Source organism: Stenotrophomonas sp. NPDC078853 (assembly GCF_044901215.1).
GTDB lineage: Bacteria > Pseudomonadota > Gammaproteobacteria > Xanthomonadales > Xanthomonadaceae > Stenotrophomonas > Stenotrophomonas lacuserhaii.
The window spans coordinates 49,852-67,181 of record NZ_JBJDOQ010000001.1; the positions used below are offsets into that span (position 1 = coordinate 49,852).

The 17,330-nt window shown below is 67.6% G+C and carries 11 protein-coding genes; 1 reads left to right on the forward strand and 10 read right to left on the reverse strand.

Annotation, left to right across the window (positions count from 1 at the left end; genetic code table 11):
• Positions 1-20: 20 nt before the first annotated feature.
• From ACI2JH_RS00195 to ACI2JH_RS00205, 3 genes are read right to left on the reverse strand one after another with little or no spacing between them, the layout of a single operon-like run.
• A complete protein-coding gene (locus ACI2JH_RS00195) occupies positions 21-1,718 on the reverse strand; it encodes a glycoside hydrolase family 43 protein (protein WP_404735297.1) in 1,698 nt (565 codons plus the stop codon).
• Complete coding sequence (locus ACI2JH_RS00200) at positions 1,718-3,700, reverse strand: sialate O-acetylesterase (protein ID WP_404735075.1); 1,983 nt, start codon at positions 3,698-3,700, stop codon at positions 1,718-1,720. Before ACI2JH_RS00200 ends, ACI2JH_RS00195 begins: the two co-directional genes overlap by 1 nt.
• Entirely contained in the window at positions 3,697-5,811 is a 2,115-nt protein-coding gene (locus ACI2JH_RS00205) for an alpha-glucuronidase family glycosyl hydrolase (protein ID WP_404735076.1), read from the reverse strand. Before ACI2JH_RS00205 ends, ACI2JH_RS00200 begins: the two co-directional genes overlap by 4 nt.
• A gap of 111 nt (positions 5,812-5,922) precedes the next feature.
• On the opposite strand from ACI2JH_RS00205, the gene ACI2JH_RS00210 reads away from it, so the two are divergent.
• Positions 5,923-6,981: a LacI family DNA-binding transcriptional regulator gene (locus tag ACI2JH_RS00210; RefSeq protein ID WP_404735077.1), complete on the forward strand. Its 1,059-nt coding sequence runs from the start codon at positions 5,923-5,925 to the stop codon at positions 6,979-6,981.
• Between the two features lie 14 nt (positions 6,982-6,995).
• Here ACI2JH_RS00210 and ACI2JH_RS00215 read toward each other — a convergent pair whose 3' ends face one another.
• The 7 genes from ACI2JH_RS00215 to ACI2JH_RS00245 all read right to left on the reverse strand — a co-directional run bounded on the left by ACI2JH_RS00215 (position 6,996) and on the right by ACI2JH_RS00245 (position 17,275).
• The gene (locus tag ACI2JH_RS00215; RefSeq protein ID WP_404735078.1) at positions 6,996-9,560 is read right to left on the reverse strand and encodes a glycoside hydrolase family 3 protein; all 2,565 of its coding nucleotides are present in this window, start codon (positions 9,558-9,560) and stop codon (positions 6,996-6,998) included.
• A complete protein-coding gene (locus ACI2JH_RS00220; protein ID WP_404735079.1) occupies positions 9,557-10,966 on the reverse strand; it encodes a sugar porter family MFS transporter in 1,410 nt (469 codons plus the stop codon). Before ACI2JH_RS00220 ends, ACI2JH_RS00215 begins: the two co-directional genes overlap by 4 nt.
• Positions 10,967-11,013: 47 nt before the next feature.
• Entirely contained in the window at positions 11,014-12,348 is a 1,335-nt protein-coding gene (gene xylA, locus ACI2JH_RS00225; RefSeq protein WP_349998484.1) for a xylose isomerase, read from the reverse strand.
• Positions 12,345-13,886: a xylulokinase gene (xylB, locus tag ACI2JH_RS00230; protein ID WP_404735080.1), complete on the reverse strand. Its 1,542-nt coding sequence runs from the start codon at positions 13,884-13,886 to the stop codon at positions 12,345-12,347. The genes xylA and xylB overlap by 4 nt, the downstream gene beginning before the upstream one ends.
• Positions 13,887-13,950: 64 nt before the next feature.
• Positions 13,951-15,480 carry a tryptophan halogenase family protein gene (locus ACI2JH_RS00235; RefSeq protein ID WP_404735081.1) on the reverse strand — a complete coding sequence of 510 codons (1,530 nt, stop codon included), beginning with the start codon at positions 15,478-15,480 and terminating at the stop codon, positions 13,951-13,953.
• 13 nt (positions 15,481-15,493) lie between these two features.
• Complete coding sequence (locus ACI2JH_RS00240) at positions 15,494-16,513, reverse strand: cupin-like domain-containing protein (protein WP_404735082.1); 1,020 nt, start codon at positions 16,511-16,513, stop codon at positions 15,494-15,496.
• A gap of 3 nt (positions 16,514-16,516) precedes the next feature.
• A complete protein-coding gene (locus ACI2JH_RS00245) occupies positions 16,517-17,275 on the reverse strand; it encodes a SapC family protein (protein ID WP_404735083.1) in 759 nt (252 codons plus the stop codon).
• Positions 17,276-17,330 lie beyond the last annotated feature (55 nt).

Below are 17,330 nucleotides of genomic sequence, written 5' to 3' on the forward strand. Positions count from 1 at the left end.
GAGCCGGGGCGTGCGCGTCATCATTTACTCCTAAAGGCACGCTCATCGCGTGCGAATGGTCCCAGCAGAGCGCCCACGAAGCCGCCTGCGCGATCAGTACTCAACACCGTTCCATCCACCTCGCCTGCGAGGGTCTGCCAGCCGTGCCCGTCGCCGCTGTCGAATTCAAAGGCATAGCGGGCTTCATCACCGGTGATCTTCAGCCGCAGCGAAGCGCTCGCGAACACGTCGCGGGTGGCCAGCAGCCGGGTCACCCCGCCGCCGTCGCGTCCTTCCAGGAAGACCGTCACGCGATCAGCGCCGAGGCGCCGGACGCCAAGGAAATACCAGTACGCTTCACTCTGGAAGGCAGCCAACCCAGCCGCCACGCCTGCTGCCGGGCGGCTCATCGCGGTGCTGGCCTCGAAGCGCAGGTGCTGCTGGCGTCGGCCCAGGAAGGCGGGGTTGCGCAGCGTGTCGAGGTCTTCCGCCAGCGGGTGCACGGTCAACGCGCCGGGGTGCTCGCGCAGGTCTGCCCATGGTTGCTTGGGCACACGCACGCGCAGCCAGCCGTTGCCGAGCGTCGGCGCATCGAACTCATCGCGATCGACGAAGTTGCCGGTGAACGGTGCCTGTGACGCATCGCCCTGCATCCATGACGGTGCCTTGAGCGCATACGGAATGGTCTGGTTGGCTGGCAGGATCACCGGCCAGCCATCGCGCCATCGGACCGGCAGCAGGTAGGTCTCCCGCCCCGTGTTGTAGTGGCGCTTGGCATAGTTGCGGCTGGCAAGGAACACCGCCCACCACGACCCATCCGGTCCCTCCACCAGGTCCGCATGGCCGGCATTGGTGATCGGCAGTGGCCGGTCCTCCGGCAGGTCGCGCTGGGTCAGGATCGGATTGCCTGCATACGGCACATACGGTCCCCAGACATCACGGCTGCGCAGCACCACCTGCGAATGCTGCGGCCCGGTGCCGCCCTCTGCATCGGACAGGTAATACCAGCCCTCGCGTTTGTACAGGTGCGGTCCTTCGATCCAGATCGGGTTCTTCGCCGGCTCCACGCCGCCGTCGATCAGCACCTTGCGCGGGCCCATCGGCGCGTAGTTGTCCATGTCGATCTGCTGCATCCAGATCGCACGGTGGCCCTCGTAGCGCGGCAGGCCGGGCGGCACGTCATTGTTCAGCAGGTAGACGCGGCCGTCGTCGTCGAAGAACAGCGATGGATCGATGCCCTCCACGCCCGGCAGCCAGTGCGGGTCTGACCACGGCCCTGCAGGATCGCTTGCGGTAGCAATGAAGTTGCCGCCACTGTCCACCGCGGTGGTGACCACATGGAACAGGCCGTCGTGGTAAGAGATCGCCGGAGCGAAGATACCGCGCGACACGCTCAGGCCATCGAAGTCCAACTGCGTCGGGCGGTCGATGACGTTGCCGATCTGCTTCCAGTGCACCAGGTCCACACTTTCGAAAACGGGGATGCCGGGGAAGTAGGTGAAGCTGGAATTGACCAGGTAGAAGCGGCCGTTCGCACTGGTGATGCTGGGGTCAGCGTGGAAGCCGGCGAGGATCGGGTTGCGGTAGTGCCCGGGTGGCAGAGGCGTTTCGAAGGCAACGTCACGACCGGCGTACTCGAACCAGTCGAAATGAACCGGTGGCGCAGGCGCGGCCCGCAGCGGCGTCGTCGCAGCGGCCGACAACAGGATCACCGTGGCAAGCAGCAGGCGCGTCAGCATCATGGAATCTCCGCAGCGTCGAGGGACAGTTCGAAGGGGCCGGCCGGTGCGCCGCTGCGATCGCGCAGTGTGCAGATCGGGCCATCGGCCCAGCAGTAGCGCACGCGCGCGCCGGGCGCTGGCTGCGGGCTTTGCAGCACCACGTCAGGGCCGTCCAGCAGCGCCTCCGCGTAGGTGCATTGCCGCGCCTGCGCATCGCACAGTTCGAAGCCGATGGGTCCGTTGGCACCGGTGGTGGCCAGGGCGCCGGTGACATCATCGAAGGTGATCCGTATCCCCGCAGGAGTACGCGATGCCGTGCGTGCGGTGGGGCCGGACGCGGCGATCGCGTGCTCGCCGTAGACGACGTGGCGTGCCACGCGCGCCAGGCGCCGGCCCAGTTCCTGCTTGTTGGGCGGATGGATGTCGTAGGCGTCGCCGATGTCGATCGCCAGTGCAAGCCCGGCGTGCGGGTCTTCTGCCACGACCCGCCGCTGCGCCTCGCGGACCTGCGCCCAGCCGCTTTCCACCGGTGCTTCCGGCGGCTGGCCATAGCCGGCCAGCTGCACCACCAGCAACGGCATCTGCGCACCGAACCGTCCGCGCCAGTCATCGCGCAGGCCGCGCAGGCGTGCCGCATAGGCCGCGCCGTCGCCGGTGTTGGATTCGCCCTGGTACCACAGCATTCCGCGCAACCCAGGCTGGCCAAGCGGGGCGATCATGCCGTTATAGAGCGTCGACACGCCCGTGGCGGCGTGCCACGGCGCCAGCGGCGGGGCCTGTGCGGTGGGTGCTGGCTGGTACTGCCACGGTGCGTCCAGGACAAGGCGCGTGCCATCGTCCAGCACCACCGCGTGGGCGCTTGCAGGACCTGCCAGGCCGCCGTCGCCATAGGTATCCAGCACATTGATCACCACCGTGTTGGCACCGGCATCCAGCAGGCCCGCCGGCAGCGCATAGGACCGCGCCTGGCCGGGCGCGTTCTCGCTGCCCACGGCCACGCCGTTTATCCAGGTCATGTCCGTCTCGTCCACCGCACCCAGTTCAAGGCGTGCGCCCTGCCCTGCCTGTGCCACGGTCAGGGTCACCTGGCTGCGGTACCAGACCATGCCGTTGTAGCGGGAAAGCGCAGGCACGCCCCAGTGCTCCCATGCCCCCAGCAGGGACGGCGCTTGCTGCCAGCCGGTGCGATCTGCCGCGGGCTGCCATGGGCTTTCATCGGCGCCCGCGCCCCTTTGCGTGGACCACCACTGCTGCCAGTGTCGGCCCCATCGGGCGGTGGCGGCCACCGGATCGGTTGCATACAGCGCCAGTACGTCCAGCGCCGGGTCCATGCCGTCCTGTCGGCGCAGGGCAGAGGCGCTGGTCCATGCCTCGATGCGGGAACCGCCCCACGCCGCCTGGATCAGCCCCATCGGTACCGCGACGGTCTTCTGCAGCTCACGCGCGAAGTAGAAGCAGGCAGCGGAAAAGTCGCGGACGGTAGCCGGCGACGCGGGCTGCCAGGCAACGGGTCCTGCAAACTCCTGTCGTGGCGAAACGGCCGCCGCCTTCGGCACGCTGAACAGGCGGATCATCGGCTGCGTGGCGGCAGCGATTTCGCTGGCGGCGTCGAGCGCGCGCCAGACCGGAAGCTCCATGTTCGACTGCCCGGAGCACAGCCAGACATCGCCCATCAGCACATCGCGCACGACCTGGGTGGAATCCCCGGCCCGGATCGCCAGTTCGTACGGGCCGCCTGCCGCCTGGGGCGGCAGCATGGCCTGCCAGTGGCCGCTGTCATCGGCGCGGGTGGTGGTTGTCCGCCCGGCCAGCTCCACCCGTAGGCTGACGCCCGAAGCGGCAGTCCCCCAGACCGGAATCGGCTGGTCCCGCTGCAGGACGGCGTGATCCTGGAACAGCGGATGCAGCAACGGCGCCATCGCGTGCTGCGCTGGTGCGGGCACTGCGCAGCAGCCCAGCGTGATCGCCAGCAGCCAGCCCCTCCACGCTGCCCGCCTCATCGGCCATCTCCCGGCGCGGACGGAGACTGCAGGGCCTGGTACCACGCCAGCGGATGCGGCGGCGCGGCCTCTCCCTCCGGCAAGGGCCGGCCGCTGACCGTCTGGAAGTACGCCACGCTGGCGTCGCGCCACCACTGTGCTTCGCGGCGCTGGATACGCAGGAAGGCGTCAACCTGCGCGTAGCGTTGTGCATCCACCCTGCCCCGCAGGCCTGCCCAGGTACTCCGCATGTCCTCGACACCGCACACGCCCTGCGCGTAGCGGCGGACCAGTTCGTCCCACAGTGTCTGGCCGGACGCCATGCGGTGGTCCCATGGCAGGTGGTGGAACCACAACAGCAACGATTCGGGAACCTGCTGCAGGTCACCGTAGCGGTCTGCCACGTGCGGCGCGTACTGGGCCACCGCATTGCTGCCGCGCGCGGTGCGGTCAAAGCCGATGCCATCGCGGTCGGCGCGGTGGTAGTACACCGATGTCCAGTCCGCGCGCGGACCGCCGTCGACCCACGGGCCGGGGCCATGGTGGTGTCCGCGCGCCATCAGGTGATGCAGGCCAAGCGGGGTCATGTAGTTCACCGCCGCCTCGCGCGAGCCCATCATCATGCCGACGATGGGCTGTACCACCCCGCGATCCGGTGAGAAGGTCATCGCCGCCCACTCCGCCGCGATGTCGGCGGCGCTCTGCCAGGGGTTCCACGCAAGACGGCCGAAGGCGTACCAGTTGGCCTGGTCGAAGTGCGATCCACTCCAAGTGCGATCGTTGCCGATATTCGCGACGCCGGCCATGCCGGTGAGCGTTTGCGCCACGGTGGTACGTCTACCGCGTGCGTGGGTGTCGGCGTGCAGCACTTCCTCGTACAGTGGCCCCAGGTACACCAGATGCGTGGCGAAGCCGAGATACTCCTTGGTGATCTGGACCTCCATCATCAGCGGGGTACGCGGCATCGCGCCGAACAGCGGATGGAACGGCTCGCGCGGCTGGAAATCAATCGGCCCGTTCTTTACCTGCAGGATCACGTTCGGGCGGAAGCCACCGTCCAGGCCGACAAATTCGGTGTAGGCCTGCGTGGCCCGGTCTGCAGGAACGTCGTGCGCATAGACGAAGGCCCGCCACATCACCACGCCGCCATGCGGGGCCAGCGCATCGGCCAGCAGGTTGGCACCTTCGGCGTGTGAACGACCGTAGTCCTGCGGGCCGGGCTGGCCTTCCGAATTGGCCTTTACCAGCAGGCCGCCAAAATCCGGAATGCGGCTGTAGATCTCCGCGGCCTTGTCCCGCCACCACCGTCGTACCGCCGGGTCGAGGGGGTCGGCGGTTTCCAGCCCGCCCAGTTCGATCGGCGCGCTGAAGCGCGCGCTCAGGTAGACGCGGATGCCGTAGGGCCGGAACAGGTCGGCCAGCGCCGCTGCCTTATCCAGATACTCCGGTGCCAGGCTCTGCGCGCTGGCATTCACGTTGTTCAGCACCGTGCCGTTGATGCCCACCGACGCGTTGGCCCGTGCGTAGTCGGTATAGCGCGGGTCCCGCCATTCCGGCAGGGTCTGCCACTCCCACAGCGAGCGGCCTGCATAGCCGCGCTCCACATGGCCGTCCAGGTCGTCCCAGTGGTTGAGTACGCGCCGACCGAGCTGCGGCGATTCGCGCACCGCAAGGGTGTCCAGTGCCGTGCCGGCCTGCAGCAGGCGCAGCAGATGGAACGTGCCGTACAGCACGCCGATATCCGTGCGAGCGGCCACCAGCACCACATCGTGCCCACCCAGAAGCGTACGTTCGAGCAGGTAGCCCTCCGCGCCCAGCAATGCCATCTGCTCGCCGAACGGCGCGATCAACGGCGATGTCTGCGGCGTACCCAGCACCACGGCAGGGCCGGTGGCCGCCGCAACCCGCATGGGCGGGGCGCTGCCAAGCAGTCCGGCCAGGCCACGCTCCAGCTCTTCGCGTGCGGCACGCTGGGTCGGTGTGTGATCAGGCGCCACCACTTCAGCCAGCTGCGTGCGGTAGGCGGCGGCAAGCGGGGCATCGAGGGGTACATAGCGCATCCAGAGCGCGTAGCCATCCTCTGCCTGCGCGCTGCCGATGCAGGCCATCAGGGCCACCACGACAGCCAGCATCCAATGACACCGCTTGCCATCCGGGCGACCCCGCAGCGCGGGCGGTAAACCTTGTAAGCTCGGGACGTGCGCGGCTGTCGATAGCGCCACGAAGCACAACGGGAGCGCGTATTGGAGAAGCCGAAGAAATCGGTCCGCCGCAAAACCAGCGGCGTGACGATCGACGAAGTGGCGGCCTTGGCCGGGGTCTCGCCGATGACCGTATCGCGCGCGATCAACCAGGGCAAAGTCCGCGATGTCACCCGTGAGCGCGTGATGCGCGCGGTGCGCGAACTCGGTTATACGCCCAACCTCGCCGCCAGTTCGCTGGCCGCCGCACAGCACACGCGCATCGCACTGATCTACACCGATCCCAGTGGTGCCTACCTGCGTGAACTGCTGGTTGGGCTGCTGCGCGTGGCGTCGGGCGCCGCGATCCAGCTGGTCGTCGATTACTGGGACGATCTGGGCCCTGCGGCCGAGCGCAGGTCGGCGCGTGCGCTTGCCGGCCGGGTCGACGGGGTCATCCTGCCGCCGCCCCTGTGCGAGTCGCAGGCCGCGGTGAACGAGCTGCTCAGGGCGGGCATCCCGGTGGTCGCGATCGCATCGGGCCACCTCGGCAACGACATTTCCTGCGTGCGCATCGACGACTTCCACGCCGGCAGGGAACTGGCCGAACACGTGATCCAGCACGGCCACAGCCGCATCGGCTTCATCTGCGGGCGCAGCGACCTCAGCGCAAGCGCGCGGCGCTACGACGGTTTCGTCAGCGCGCTGCATGACGCAGGGCTTGAAGTCGACCCCGGCCTTGTCCAGCAGGGCGACTACACCTACCGCTCCGGGCTGGCCGCCGCCGAGCAGCTGCTGCGCCACCGTCGGCCGCCCACCGCGATCTTCGCCAGCAACGACGACATGGGGGCGGCAGCGATCTCCGTCGCCCACCGGCGCGGCCTTGAGGTGCCCCGCGACCTGTCGGTGGTCGGTTTCGATGACACCTCGGCCGCAACCACCGTCTGGCCCGAACTCACCACTGTCCATCAGCCGATCGCTTCGATGGCCGATGCCGCGATCGAGATCCTGCTGCGCACCATCCGCCGCCGGCAGGAAGGCGTACGTGTACTGACTGACCACGTCGTGCCTCACCGCCTGGTGGTGCGCGATTCGGTCGCGCGTCCTCCCGGGCCTCGCTAGCGCAGCACGCACCGTCACGCGCCCGTGCACTCGATGGTGGTCTCCGCCTCGTTCAGCGCCCCGAGCGCTACGCGCGACATCGCCAGCGTCATCTTCCCCGCCGTGCCGATCGACCAGGGGCGATCCAGCTTGCCGACATCCGCACCCGCGGCGGCAAGGCACTTCAGCGGCACCCCTACGCGTGTCCATTGGCCTGCCGGCAATCGCCCCAGCGTGGGCCCGATCGCGATGCGCGCCGAGCAGCCCGTGCCGCAGCCCACCGACAGCCAGGCATCGCCCTGCGGTGCGGACTCCACCCGCAGGGTAGTCAACAGCATCAGGTCGCCGTTGCTCTCACGCTGCAGGTCCAGCGCCGTGTGCGATTGCAGTGCGACCGTCGCCTCGCCCTTGCCCGACCAGCTGAGCCGGCGCCCGTCTTCCTGCGCAAGATGGTCCACGCCGGCAACCGTGAGCAGGTCCGACCCGAGCGCATCCGGCACCTTCGTGACCGTCACGCCCTGCCCCGTGTCGGCTTCCAGTCGCAGTGCCATGCCGGGGCCGGCGTCACCGCGTGCAAAGAACACCCCGACCGCCCCTTCCTTGCCGGTCACGCCTGAAATTTCCGGCAGTGGGGCCAGCGCGCCGTTGTCAGCGTAGGTCAGCCCGAAGCCGAACGGGAACAGCGGGTTGTAGTCCTTCTGGCCCACGTTGTTGGCGTACTGGGTCGCCGTGCGCGGCCAACTGAAGCTCAAGGTGCCTTTGAAGTCGTGCTGGACATTGCCATCGGCACCGCGCAGCAGGACATCGGCGATGCCCGCGCCCTCCGATCCCGGCAGCCATGCTGCGACGAAGGCATCGGCGGCATTGAGCTCACGGTTGACCCACAGCGGGCGTCCGCTGAGGAGCACCGCGACAACGGGAATGCCATCGGCTTTCAGGCGCTTGAGCAGCTCCAGGTCCGAATCGTCGCCCGGCTTGTACGCCAGCGTCGGCAGATCGCCCTGGAACTCGGCGTACGGGTTTTCCCCGAACACCACCACGGCTGCATCCGGTCGGGTCGCATAGCGTCCGTCAACCGCAAGTTCGGCGTGACCACCGGCCGCCTTCACCTGCTGCGCGATGCCCTCGAAGATGCTGTCTGCATTCGGGAAATCCTTGCGGGTCGTGCCGGTGCCCTGCCAGTTGAGCGTCCATCCGCCGGCCTGCTTGCCGACATCGTGGGCACCGTCACCGGCCACCAGGATGCGTTGCTTCGGCGAGAGCGGCAGCACGCCGCCCTGGTTTTTCAGCAGCACCAGCGACTCGCGCACTGCCTGCCGGGCCACCGCGCGATGGGCCGGTGCACCGATCAGCGCGAACTGGCCGCCGACCGCACGCGAAGACGGTTTCCCCGCCTCGAACAAGCCCAGGCGCAGCTTGACCCGCAGGATCCGACGCACCGCGTCATCCAGCCGTTGCGGGCTGATGGTGCCGGCCTTGGCGGCCGCCAGTGTGGTTTCGTAGAAGCCCTTCCAGCTGTCCGATGCCATGGCCATGTCCAGGCCGGCGTTGATGGTGGCGGGGCAGTCCGTGGTGGTGCAGCCCTTCACCTGCCCATGGCCATTCCAGTCGCCCACCACGAAGCCACCAAAGTTCATGCGTCCCTTCAGCGCATCGGTCAGGTACGGCTTGTGGCCGTGCATTTTCTCGCCGTTGACGCTGTTGAACGATGCCATGACAGTCTGTGCGCCTGCGGCAATGGCCGGCGGATAGCCAGCCGCGTGGATGCGCACCAGCTCGGTTTCATCGATCCGGGCATCGCCCTGGTCTTTGCCATCGACGGTCCCGCCATCACCGAGGAAGTGCTTGACCGAAGCGATCACGTGGCGCTCGTCCAGGAAGGTGGGCGAGCCCACCTTGCCCTGCAGGCCCTCGACCATTGCAGCGGCGTAGCTGGCCACCACCTCCGGCGATTCCGAATAGCCTTCGTAGGTGCGCCCCCAGCGATCGTCCTGCGGTACCGCCACGGTCGGTGCGAAGGCCCACTCCATACCGGTCACGCGGGTCTCCAGTGCGGTGATCTCGCCGATCCGGCGCAGCAGTTCCGGATTGCGGGTCGCGCCCAGGCCGATGTTGTGCGCGAACAGGGTCGCGCCGATGATGTTGCTCTGCCCGTGTACCGCGTCGATGCCGAACAGCACCGGGATCGCCTTGCCGCCCTGCGAGGTGTCCATCGACGCGGCATGGAAATCATCTGCCAGTGCCAGCCATTGCGCAGGCGAGGCATCGTAACGGCCGCCGGGGTCTGAGTTGCCGCCTGCCAGGATGGAGCCCAGCCGGTAGCGGCGCACGTCGTCCGGGGTCACGCTGGCGATATCCCCCTGCACCAGCTGGCCGACCTTGTCCTCCACCGTCAGGGTCGCCATGAGCTCGCTGATGCGTTTCTCCAGAGCCGCATCCTCGGCGAGCGGCCAGGCGACCTGCGGCCACGGATCCGGGTCGGCCGGCGCAGCGGCAACGGCTTTCCCCTCGTTCCCGCAGGCCGCCACGGCCAGCACCAGCGCGGCCAGCAGTACACCACTGCCGGCCTGCATGAAGCGTCGATTCGTCATGGTGTTCATCCTTCCATCTGCTCCAGTTCCTTGCCCTTGGTTTCGTGCACGAAGCGCAGCACGAAGAACACCGAGATGACCGCCGCCACCAGGTAGAGGCTGTAGGTTGCGGCCAGCCCGATGGCGGCCAGCAGGATCGGGAAGGTCACCGTCACGGCGAAGTTGGCGGTCCATTGCGCCGCACCGGCCACCGCCAACGCAGAGCCGCGGATCTGGTTGGGGAACATCTCGCCCAGCATCACCCACATCACTGGACCCCAGGAAACGTTGAAGAACACCACGTAGACATTGGCAGCCACCAGCGCCAGCGTGCCCATGCCGCCGGGCAGCTGCAGGCGCCCATCGACCAGCGAGCCGCTGGCGAAGGAAAACACCAGCAGCGCCAAGGCCACCGCCATGCCGGCCGAGCCGACCCACAGCAACGGCTTGCGCCCGATGCGGTCGATCAGCAGCACGGTCACGATGCAGGCGCCGATGCTGAGCGCACCGGACAGGATGTTGATCAGCAGGGCATCGTTTTCAGAGAAGCCGACTGCCTGCCACAGCACCGCGCCGTAGTAGAACACCACGTTGATGCCAACCAGTTGCTGGAAGGTCGCCAGGCCGATGCCCACCCAGACAATCGGGCGGATCCTGCCGCTGGCCTTGTCACGCAGGTCCGAAAGCCGCGGGCGATGGTGGTCGGTCGACAGCGAGGCATCGATCTCGGCCAGCTTTGCCTGCGCTTCGGCCGCGCCGAACAGCCGCCCAAGCACCTGCAATGCCTCGTCCTTGCGGCGCTTCACCATCAGGTAGCGCGGGCTTTCTGGAATGGCCAACAACAGCACCAGGAACAACAGCGAGGGTACCGCCTGCATCCAGAACATCCAGCGCCAGGCCGCGTGGCCTGCCCACAGCGGCTCGGTCGAGGCACCGGCGGTGGCCGCCAGCAGATAGTTGGACACGAATGCGGCCGTCAGCCCGCTGATGATCGCGATCTGTTGGACCGTGGCCAGGCGGCCACGGTAACGCGCCGGCGCCACTTCGGCGATGTACGCCGGGGAGATCACGCTGGCCGCGCCTACCGCGAAACCGCCCAGTACCCGCGCGATGATGAACATCGCCGACGACGGGGCTGCACCGGCGCCGATCGCCGACAGCAGGAACAGCAGCGCCGAGACGATCAGCACGTTGCGGCGGCCAAGGCGGTCGGCCAGGCGGCCGGCGCTGAAGGCGCCGAACGCGCAGCCCAGCAGCATCGAGGCGATCTCGAATCCCTGCATCCATTCGCCGGACTTGAACGTCTGGTGCAGTCCGTCCTGGGTGCCATTGATCACGCCGCTGTCGAACCCGAACAGGAATCCGCCAATGGTCGCCACCACGCTGATCAGGACGATCAGTCGGGTGTTCTCGCCGCTGTTCACTGCCTGTTGCATTGCCCTGCCCCTCCCCGGTTGGGTTTCATCGACGCGAGCTTGCGCGGTCAGCGCAGCAGGTACTGGTTGATCAGGTTCTCGTAGCGCTCCTGCTTGCCGCTGAGCTGCCTGGGCTCGCCGCCCTTCGCACCCAGCGCGGCCAGTTCGGCAAGGCTGAGCGCGCCGCTTGCGAACGCCTTGCCGGTACCACTGTCGAAGCTGGCGTAACGCTCCTTCCGCCACTGTTCCAGCGGCGAATCGTTGATCAGCGCATGGGCGACTTCCAGCCCATGGGCGAACGCATCCATGCCCCCGACGTGTGCGATGAACAGGTCTTCCAGGTCGGTCGATTCACGGCGCACCTTGGCATCGAAGTTCAGGCCGCCCTCCAGCCCGCCCTGGCGCAGCACCACCAGCATCGCGCCGACGGTGTCGTACAGGTCGGTGGGGAACTGGTCGGTATCCCAGCCGTTCTGGGCATTGCCGCGGTTGGCATCGATGCTGCCCAGCAGCCCGTGGTCCGATGCGACCTGCAGATCGTGCTCGAAGGTATGACCGGACAACGTGGCGTGGTTCGCCTCGATGTTGAGCTTGAAATCCTTGTCCAGGCCATGTTCCTTCAGGAATCCGACCACCGTGGCACTGTCGAAGTCGTACTGGTGCTTCATCGGTTCCATCGGCTTGGGCTCGATCAGGAAATTGCCCTTCAGGCCGATGCTGCGGCCATGGTCGCGCGCCATGGTCAGGAAGCGTGCAAGGTGGTCGACTTCGCGCTTCATCTGCGTATTGGCGAGGGCGGCATACCCTTCGCGGCCACCCCAGAACACGTAATGTTCGCCGCCCAGTTCAACGGTTGCTTCCAGCGCCGCCTTCACCTGGACGGCGGCCCGCGCCACCACCGCGAAGTCCGGATTGGTGGACGCACCGTTCATGTAGCGCGGGTGCGAGAACAGATTGGCCGTGCCCCACAGCAGCTTCATGCCGGTGTCGTCCTGGCGGGCCTTGGCCAGCGCCACCATGTGCTTGAGGTTCTTCTCGTAGACACCGGCGTCGTCGGCGTCCGGTGCCAGGTCGATGTCGTGGAAGCACCAGTACGGCACGCCCAGCTTGGTGAAGAACTCGAACGCCGCGTCCAGCTTCGCCTCGGCGCTGGCCATCGGCGATCCGGCTTCCCAGGGGAAATGCCGGGTGCCCGGACCGAACGGATCATGCCCGGCATTGCAGAAGGTGTGCCAGTAGCAGACTGCGAAGCGCAGGTGCTCCTGCATGGTCTTGCCCCCGATGAGCTTGTCCGCGTCATAGACCTTGAAGGCGAGCGGGTTGTCCGACCCCCGTCCTTCGAAGGGGATGCGGCCGATGCCGGGGAAGTATTCCTTGCTGCCGATGAAGGGCTGGGTGGTCATGAGGGGTCTTCCTGTCGTTGTGCGGGGTGTGGCGTTGAGGGGGATCCGTCGCGATACAGCGGCGTGATGGCATCTAGGTGGTGCAGGAACCGTGCATAGGCGGTGGCGTAGGCCTGCACGCGCGCCGGGTCCGGGCGTGCGGACCGGAGCGGATCCAGCGCTACGTGCTGGTCGGCGATGTCGGCGATCGAGGTGGCTTCGCCCCGCGCGTGGCCCAGCGCCCACACCGCCTGCAGGGCCGCACCGAACGCGGCGCCTTCAGGTTGGGTGGGTACGTCCACCGGCAGGCCGAACACATCGGCCACCAGTTGCCGCCACTGCGCGCTGTTGCTGCCGCCGCCGGTCAGCACGATGGAATCGAACGACATGCCCGCGCGTACGAAGGCATCGAAGCCGTACTTCAGGCTGTAAGTGGCCCCTTCCATCGCCGCGCGATAGAGGTGTGCAGGCGTCATGTTGGTGGTGTCCAGCCCGGCCAGCATGCCCTTGCCGAACGGCAGGTCCGGCGTGCGTTCGCCGTTGAGGTACGGCAGCATCACCAGCCCGTCGGCACCGGGCGGAGTCGCTCGCAGGTGAGCGTCACCGTCGCGCGTGCTGAAGCCGAAAGCCGCCGCGACCTGCTCGGTCGCCACGGTACAGTTCATCGTGCAGATAAGCGGCAGCCAGCCGCCGGTGGACGAGCAGAAGGCCGCCCATGCCCCGTCCGGATCGACCACGGGTGTATCGGAGTAGGCGAACAGCGTGCCCGAGGTGCCCAGGCTCATCGCCAGGCGACCCGCCACCACGCAGCCGGTGCCGATGGCCGCCATCATGTTGTCGCCGCCTCCGACAGCCACTTTCACCGTCGCCGGCAGCCCCAACGCCGTCGCCGTGGCGGGGTCGATGTCGAACACTTCTTCGGGCCCGGCGATGCGCGGCAGGCAGGCCGCAAGATCGCGCTCGGGATCGGTCGCATGCAACAGCTCGCTCGACCAGGTGCGGGTGCGTACGTCCAGCCAGCCCGTGCCGGACGCATCCCCGTACTCGCAGAAACGCTGTCCGGTCAACACGAAATTGAGGTAATCGTGGGGCAGCAGGATGCTCGCAAGCCGGGCATAGGCCTCGGGCCGATGGGCCTTGGTCCATGGCAGCTTGGATGCGGTGTACCCGGTGAGGACAGGGTTCCCGGCCAGCGCGATGGTCCGCGCTCTGCCGCCTGCCGCCTGCATGATCTGCCCGCACTCGACCGAGGTGCTGGTGTCGCACCACAGCTTGGCCGGTGCCAGTACCCCACCCGCTTCATCCACCGCCACGAACCCGTGCTGTTGGCCCGAAACAGCCAGCGCGGCAATGCGCGAGCGCAGCGCGGGATCGACTTCGGCGAAGCAGGCGTGCAATGCCGCGACCCAGTCTGCCGGCTGTTGTTCCCGGCTGCCGTCGGCACCGCTGGCCAGCGCCAACGGCGCGCTGGCGCTGGCCACCACGTTGCGCCCGGCAGGGTCGTAGACCACCACCTTGAGGCTTTGCGTACCCGCGTCGATTCCGGCAACCAGATCCATCGTCAGTATCCGTTTTTGGCTTGAAGGTAGCGCTACCAATCAGCGGCAACAGCATGTCGGGCAGCTAGGTCACCGCCATGCCCCGTTGCCATGCCTGCGCCGACGCGTTGCAGTAGCGCTCGATGAACGCGGCCTGCGACGGCATATTCGCCACCTCCTGCTGCACCGGCCGACGGATGCGATCCAGCAGCGTGCGCAGGTCCGCATCACTGATGGCGCGCGACAGCGGATGCGGCGGTCCCGGCTGGATGCCCTGCCCGGTCAGGACGCTGGTCCAGGAGTCGACCCGGAACAGTTCGCCGGGGTCCTGCCAGGCGTGGGCGCGCTCGCGCCACGCGCGCAGGCGAACCTGCAGCGACTCCGGCAGTGCCATCTCCCGACAGGCTTTCCACATCGGCTCGTCGCGCTGGTTGGCGTGGTAATGCAGGATGATGAAGTCGCGCACGTGTTCCATTTCCTGGCGGCTGACATCGTTGTAGAGCGCCATCAGCGATGGGCTGATGCCCTCCAGCGGGAACAACTGGATCAGGCGCACTACCGCGCTGATGGTCAGGTGGATGCTCGTGGATTCCAGCGGCTCGATGAACCCACTGGCAAGCCCCAGCGCCACCACGTTCTTGTTCCATGCCTTCAACCGGCGCCCGCTGCGGAACGGCACCAGCCAGGGGTCGCGCAGGGGCCGGCCCTCGATGTCACGCAGCAGCTTGGCCTGCGCCTCGTCATCGGACATGTGGCGGCTGGAAAACACCAGCCCACAGCCCACCCGGTGCTGCAGCGCGATATGCCAGCGCCATCCGGCCTCGTGTGCGATGGCGCGCGTGTACGGCACCGGCGGATTGACGGACTCGGTCTGTACCGCAACGGCGCGATCGCTGGGCAACCATTCGTGCCAGTCTTCATAGCCGGTATGCAGGGTCTGCTCGGTCAACAGGCCGCGGAAGCCGGTGCAGTCGATGAACAGGTCGCCCTCGATGACCTGTCCGTCTTCCAGCACCAGCGATGCCACCGCGCCGTCAGGGGCGTGCTGGCGCACTTCGCGGATCTTGCCTTCCACCCGGCGCAGGCCGTTTGCCTCGGCCTTGCCGCGCAGGAATCTGGCATAGAGGCTGGCGTCGAAGTGATAGGCATAGCTGGCCTGCGGCTGGGTCTGCAGCGAGAACCGGTCTTCCAGCGAGGCCGCACTTTCCAGGCAGAATTCGCCCAGGTCCGAGGGCATGCCCCGGCGCAAGCTCTCCAACCAGAAGTGGTGGAACGGCGTGGCCCAGGTGCCCTGCCCGATGGTGCCGAACGGATGGATGAAACGGTCCCCGGGGCGACGCCAGTTCTCGAACGAGATCGAGAGCTTGAACGTACCGGCCACCGCGCGCAGGAACTCCTGCTCGTCGATCTGCAGGAAGCGGTGGAACATGCGGATGGGCGGCACGGTGGATTCGCCCACGCCGACGGTACCGATCTGCTCGGACTCCACCAGAACGATGTCCAGCTGATCGCGGAACTGGTGGGCCAGCGCGCAGCCGGCAAGCCAACCGGCTGTGCCACCGCCGGCGATGACGACCTTGCGGATCCGCCCTTGTGTTGTGTCCACAGCGTTCAATGCGATGTCCCCATCAACGGTTGAGTAGCGCCAGGAGCCGGGCGCGCATGCGCCGCGCCTGGGTCGTATCGAACGGTGCCAGCTCGCCCCGTGCGGCTTCGGGCAGATGCTGCCCGGCGCGCTCGGCGGGGCCGAATACGTAGTAGTCGAAGATCGCCGCCCACGCCTGTTTCTCACGCGCTGGCAGGTCACGCAGGGCCCACATCGCGTGCTGCAGCGCCGGCAGGGGCGAGGCCAGCAGGCTCGGCGAACGGCGCCACCAGTAGTTCACCAGCACGTTGAACGGCTCCAGGCTGCGCACGTGGTGCCACCACAGGCTCGGGATGAAGATGGCATCACCGGGCTCAAGTTCGGCGCTCTGCGCACTTGCCAGGGCATCACGGAAACGGGGGTGAAGATCGAAATCCGGGCGGTCGAAATCCACCACGCTGACCGGCTGCCCGCCGGGGGTGGGATCCATCGGGCCCGGGTAGAGGTTGTCGATCTGCTCGGGCGGAAACAGGGTGAACCGGCGTCGGCCGACCGTGCAGCACGCCAGGTTCTGCGGGGTGTCGTAGTGGCAGGACGCCGTGACCCGGTTGCCGATCCAGATGCTGGCCAGCGCCTCGATGCCCTGCCCGGCCAGCCCGGCGTCGTTGTGCTCGGTGAACCCCGGCAGCGCACGCGCGACCGGCAGCGAGGCGACGTAGTAGGTCGGCGGGCTGGGCGAAGCGAGATGGTCGGAGATCGCCTCCAGGACCTCTGACAGCACGCCGCGCCGGACCTCGATGTTCAACGCGGTGAAGTCCGCCGTGTAGAACGGTCGCCCTTCAATACCGGGATCGCCGAAAGAGTACGGGACCGGCGACCCTGCATCGAAGCGGCGCAGGTAGGCCATGGCCTCGTGGGGGCCGCGCAATCCGGCCTGCACCAGTCCCCAGTCGCGCACGATGCCACGCAACACCACCGGCTCGCCAGCGTCCACCAGCGCCTGCAACGGCAGCGCGCCGGGGTCCAGGCCTTCCAGTGCGCGCATGGCAACGGCCTCCCGCATCGGTCAGTTCCTGCCCGCCGTAGGCGCAGCATCCTGCATGCGCAGGCGTCGTTGTTTCTCGGCGATCAGGCGGCGCATGTTGTGCAGCGAGGCCAGCATCAGATAGGCCCCTTCCAGGTAGCCGGCGCGGTTGAGCCCGGCCAACGCGGCGCCATCCAGCAGCGCCAGGCGATCACGGTCGATCGCGTGCAGCCCGTTGACCGTGAACCGATGTTCCGGGTCGACCTGCACATCCAGCGTGACCGGTTGGATCAGCCCGTGCGCGTCCAGCGCGGCAAACATGTCCGCACCGAACGCGTGGCCATCGTGGATGCCGCGCAGTACGCTGGTGATGTGGTCCAGGTACGGGGAGTTTCCCCCCTGCGCCAGGAACACCGGCTCACCCTGCATCGCGGTCACGCGCGGATGATCAAGATCCACGTGCAGCACCGCTTCGCGGCTGAGCGTGCCATCGATGTGGCGGTCCTGGAAGCCGATCAGGAACGGCCCTTTTGCCGCGGCCCCGGGCAGGTAGGAGGCATTCCAGTGGCCGTCCTGCAGGAACAGATTCTCATGCTGCTCGAAGCCGAGCAGCGCTACCGACTGCCAGGCGCCGCTGTCGGCATCGCGGCGCAGGAAGATGGGGTATTCCCGCTGCAGTTCGGCGAACTCGCTCGGATAGGCCGGCAGCATGCCCACCGCGTCGCCGAATTCGGGCCCGAAGCCGGTGGCCACGCGCAGGTCGTGGTGGGCGATGTTGTTGAGCATTTCGTATCGCGACACGGTGTCGTTCCCTCCCAGCAGGAGCCTTGAACGGGTGCCGCCGGCAAGGCAGCGG

Excerpts from the sequence above, each read along its gene's own strand:
- ACI2JH_RS00195 (WP_404735297.1), bottom strand. The coding sequence starts at position 1,718 with ATGCTGACGCGCCTGCTGCTTGCCACGGTGATCCTGTTGTCGGCCGCT.
- ACI2JH_RS00200 (WP_404735075.1), bottom strand. The coding sequence starts at position 3,700 with ATGAGGCGGGCAGCGTGGAGGGGCTGGCTGCTGGCGATCACGCTGGGC.
- ACI2JH_RS00205 (WP_404735076.1), bottom strand. The coding sequence starts at position 5,811 with ATGCTGGCTGTCGTGGTGGCCCTGATGGCCTGCATCGGCAGCGCGCAG.
- ACI2JH_RS00215 (WP_404735078.1), bottom strand. The coding sequence starts at position 9,560 with ATGAACACCATGACGAATCGACGCTTCATGCAGGCCGGCAGTGGTGTA.
- ACI2JH_RS00220 (WP_404735079.1), bottom strand. The coding sequence starts at position 10,966 with ATGCAACAGGCAGTGAACAGCGGCGAGAACACCCGACTGATCGTCCTG.
- xylA (WP_349998484.1), bottom strand. The coding sequence starts at position 12,348 with ATGACCACCCAGCCCTTCATCGGCAGCAAGGAATACTTCCCCGGCATC.
- xylB (WP_404735080.1), bottom strand. The coding sequence starts at position 13,886 with ATGGATCTGGTTGCCGGAATCGACGCGGGTACGCAAAGCCTCAAGGTG.
- ACI2JH_RS00240 (WP_404735082.1), bottom strand. The coding sequence starts at position 16,513 with ATGCGGGAGGCCGTTGCCATGCGCGCACTGGAAGGCCTGGACCCCGGC.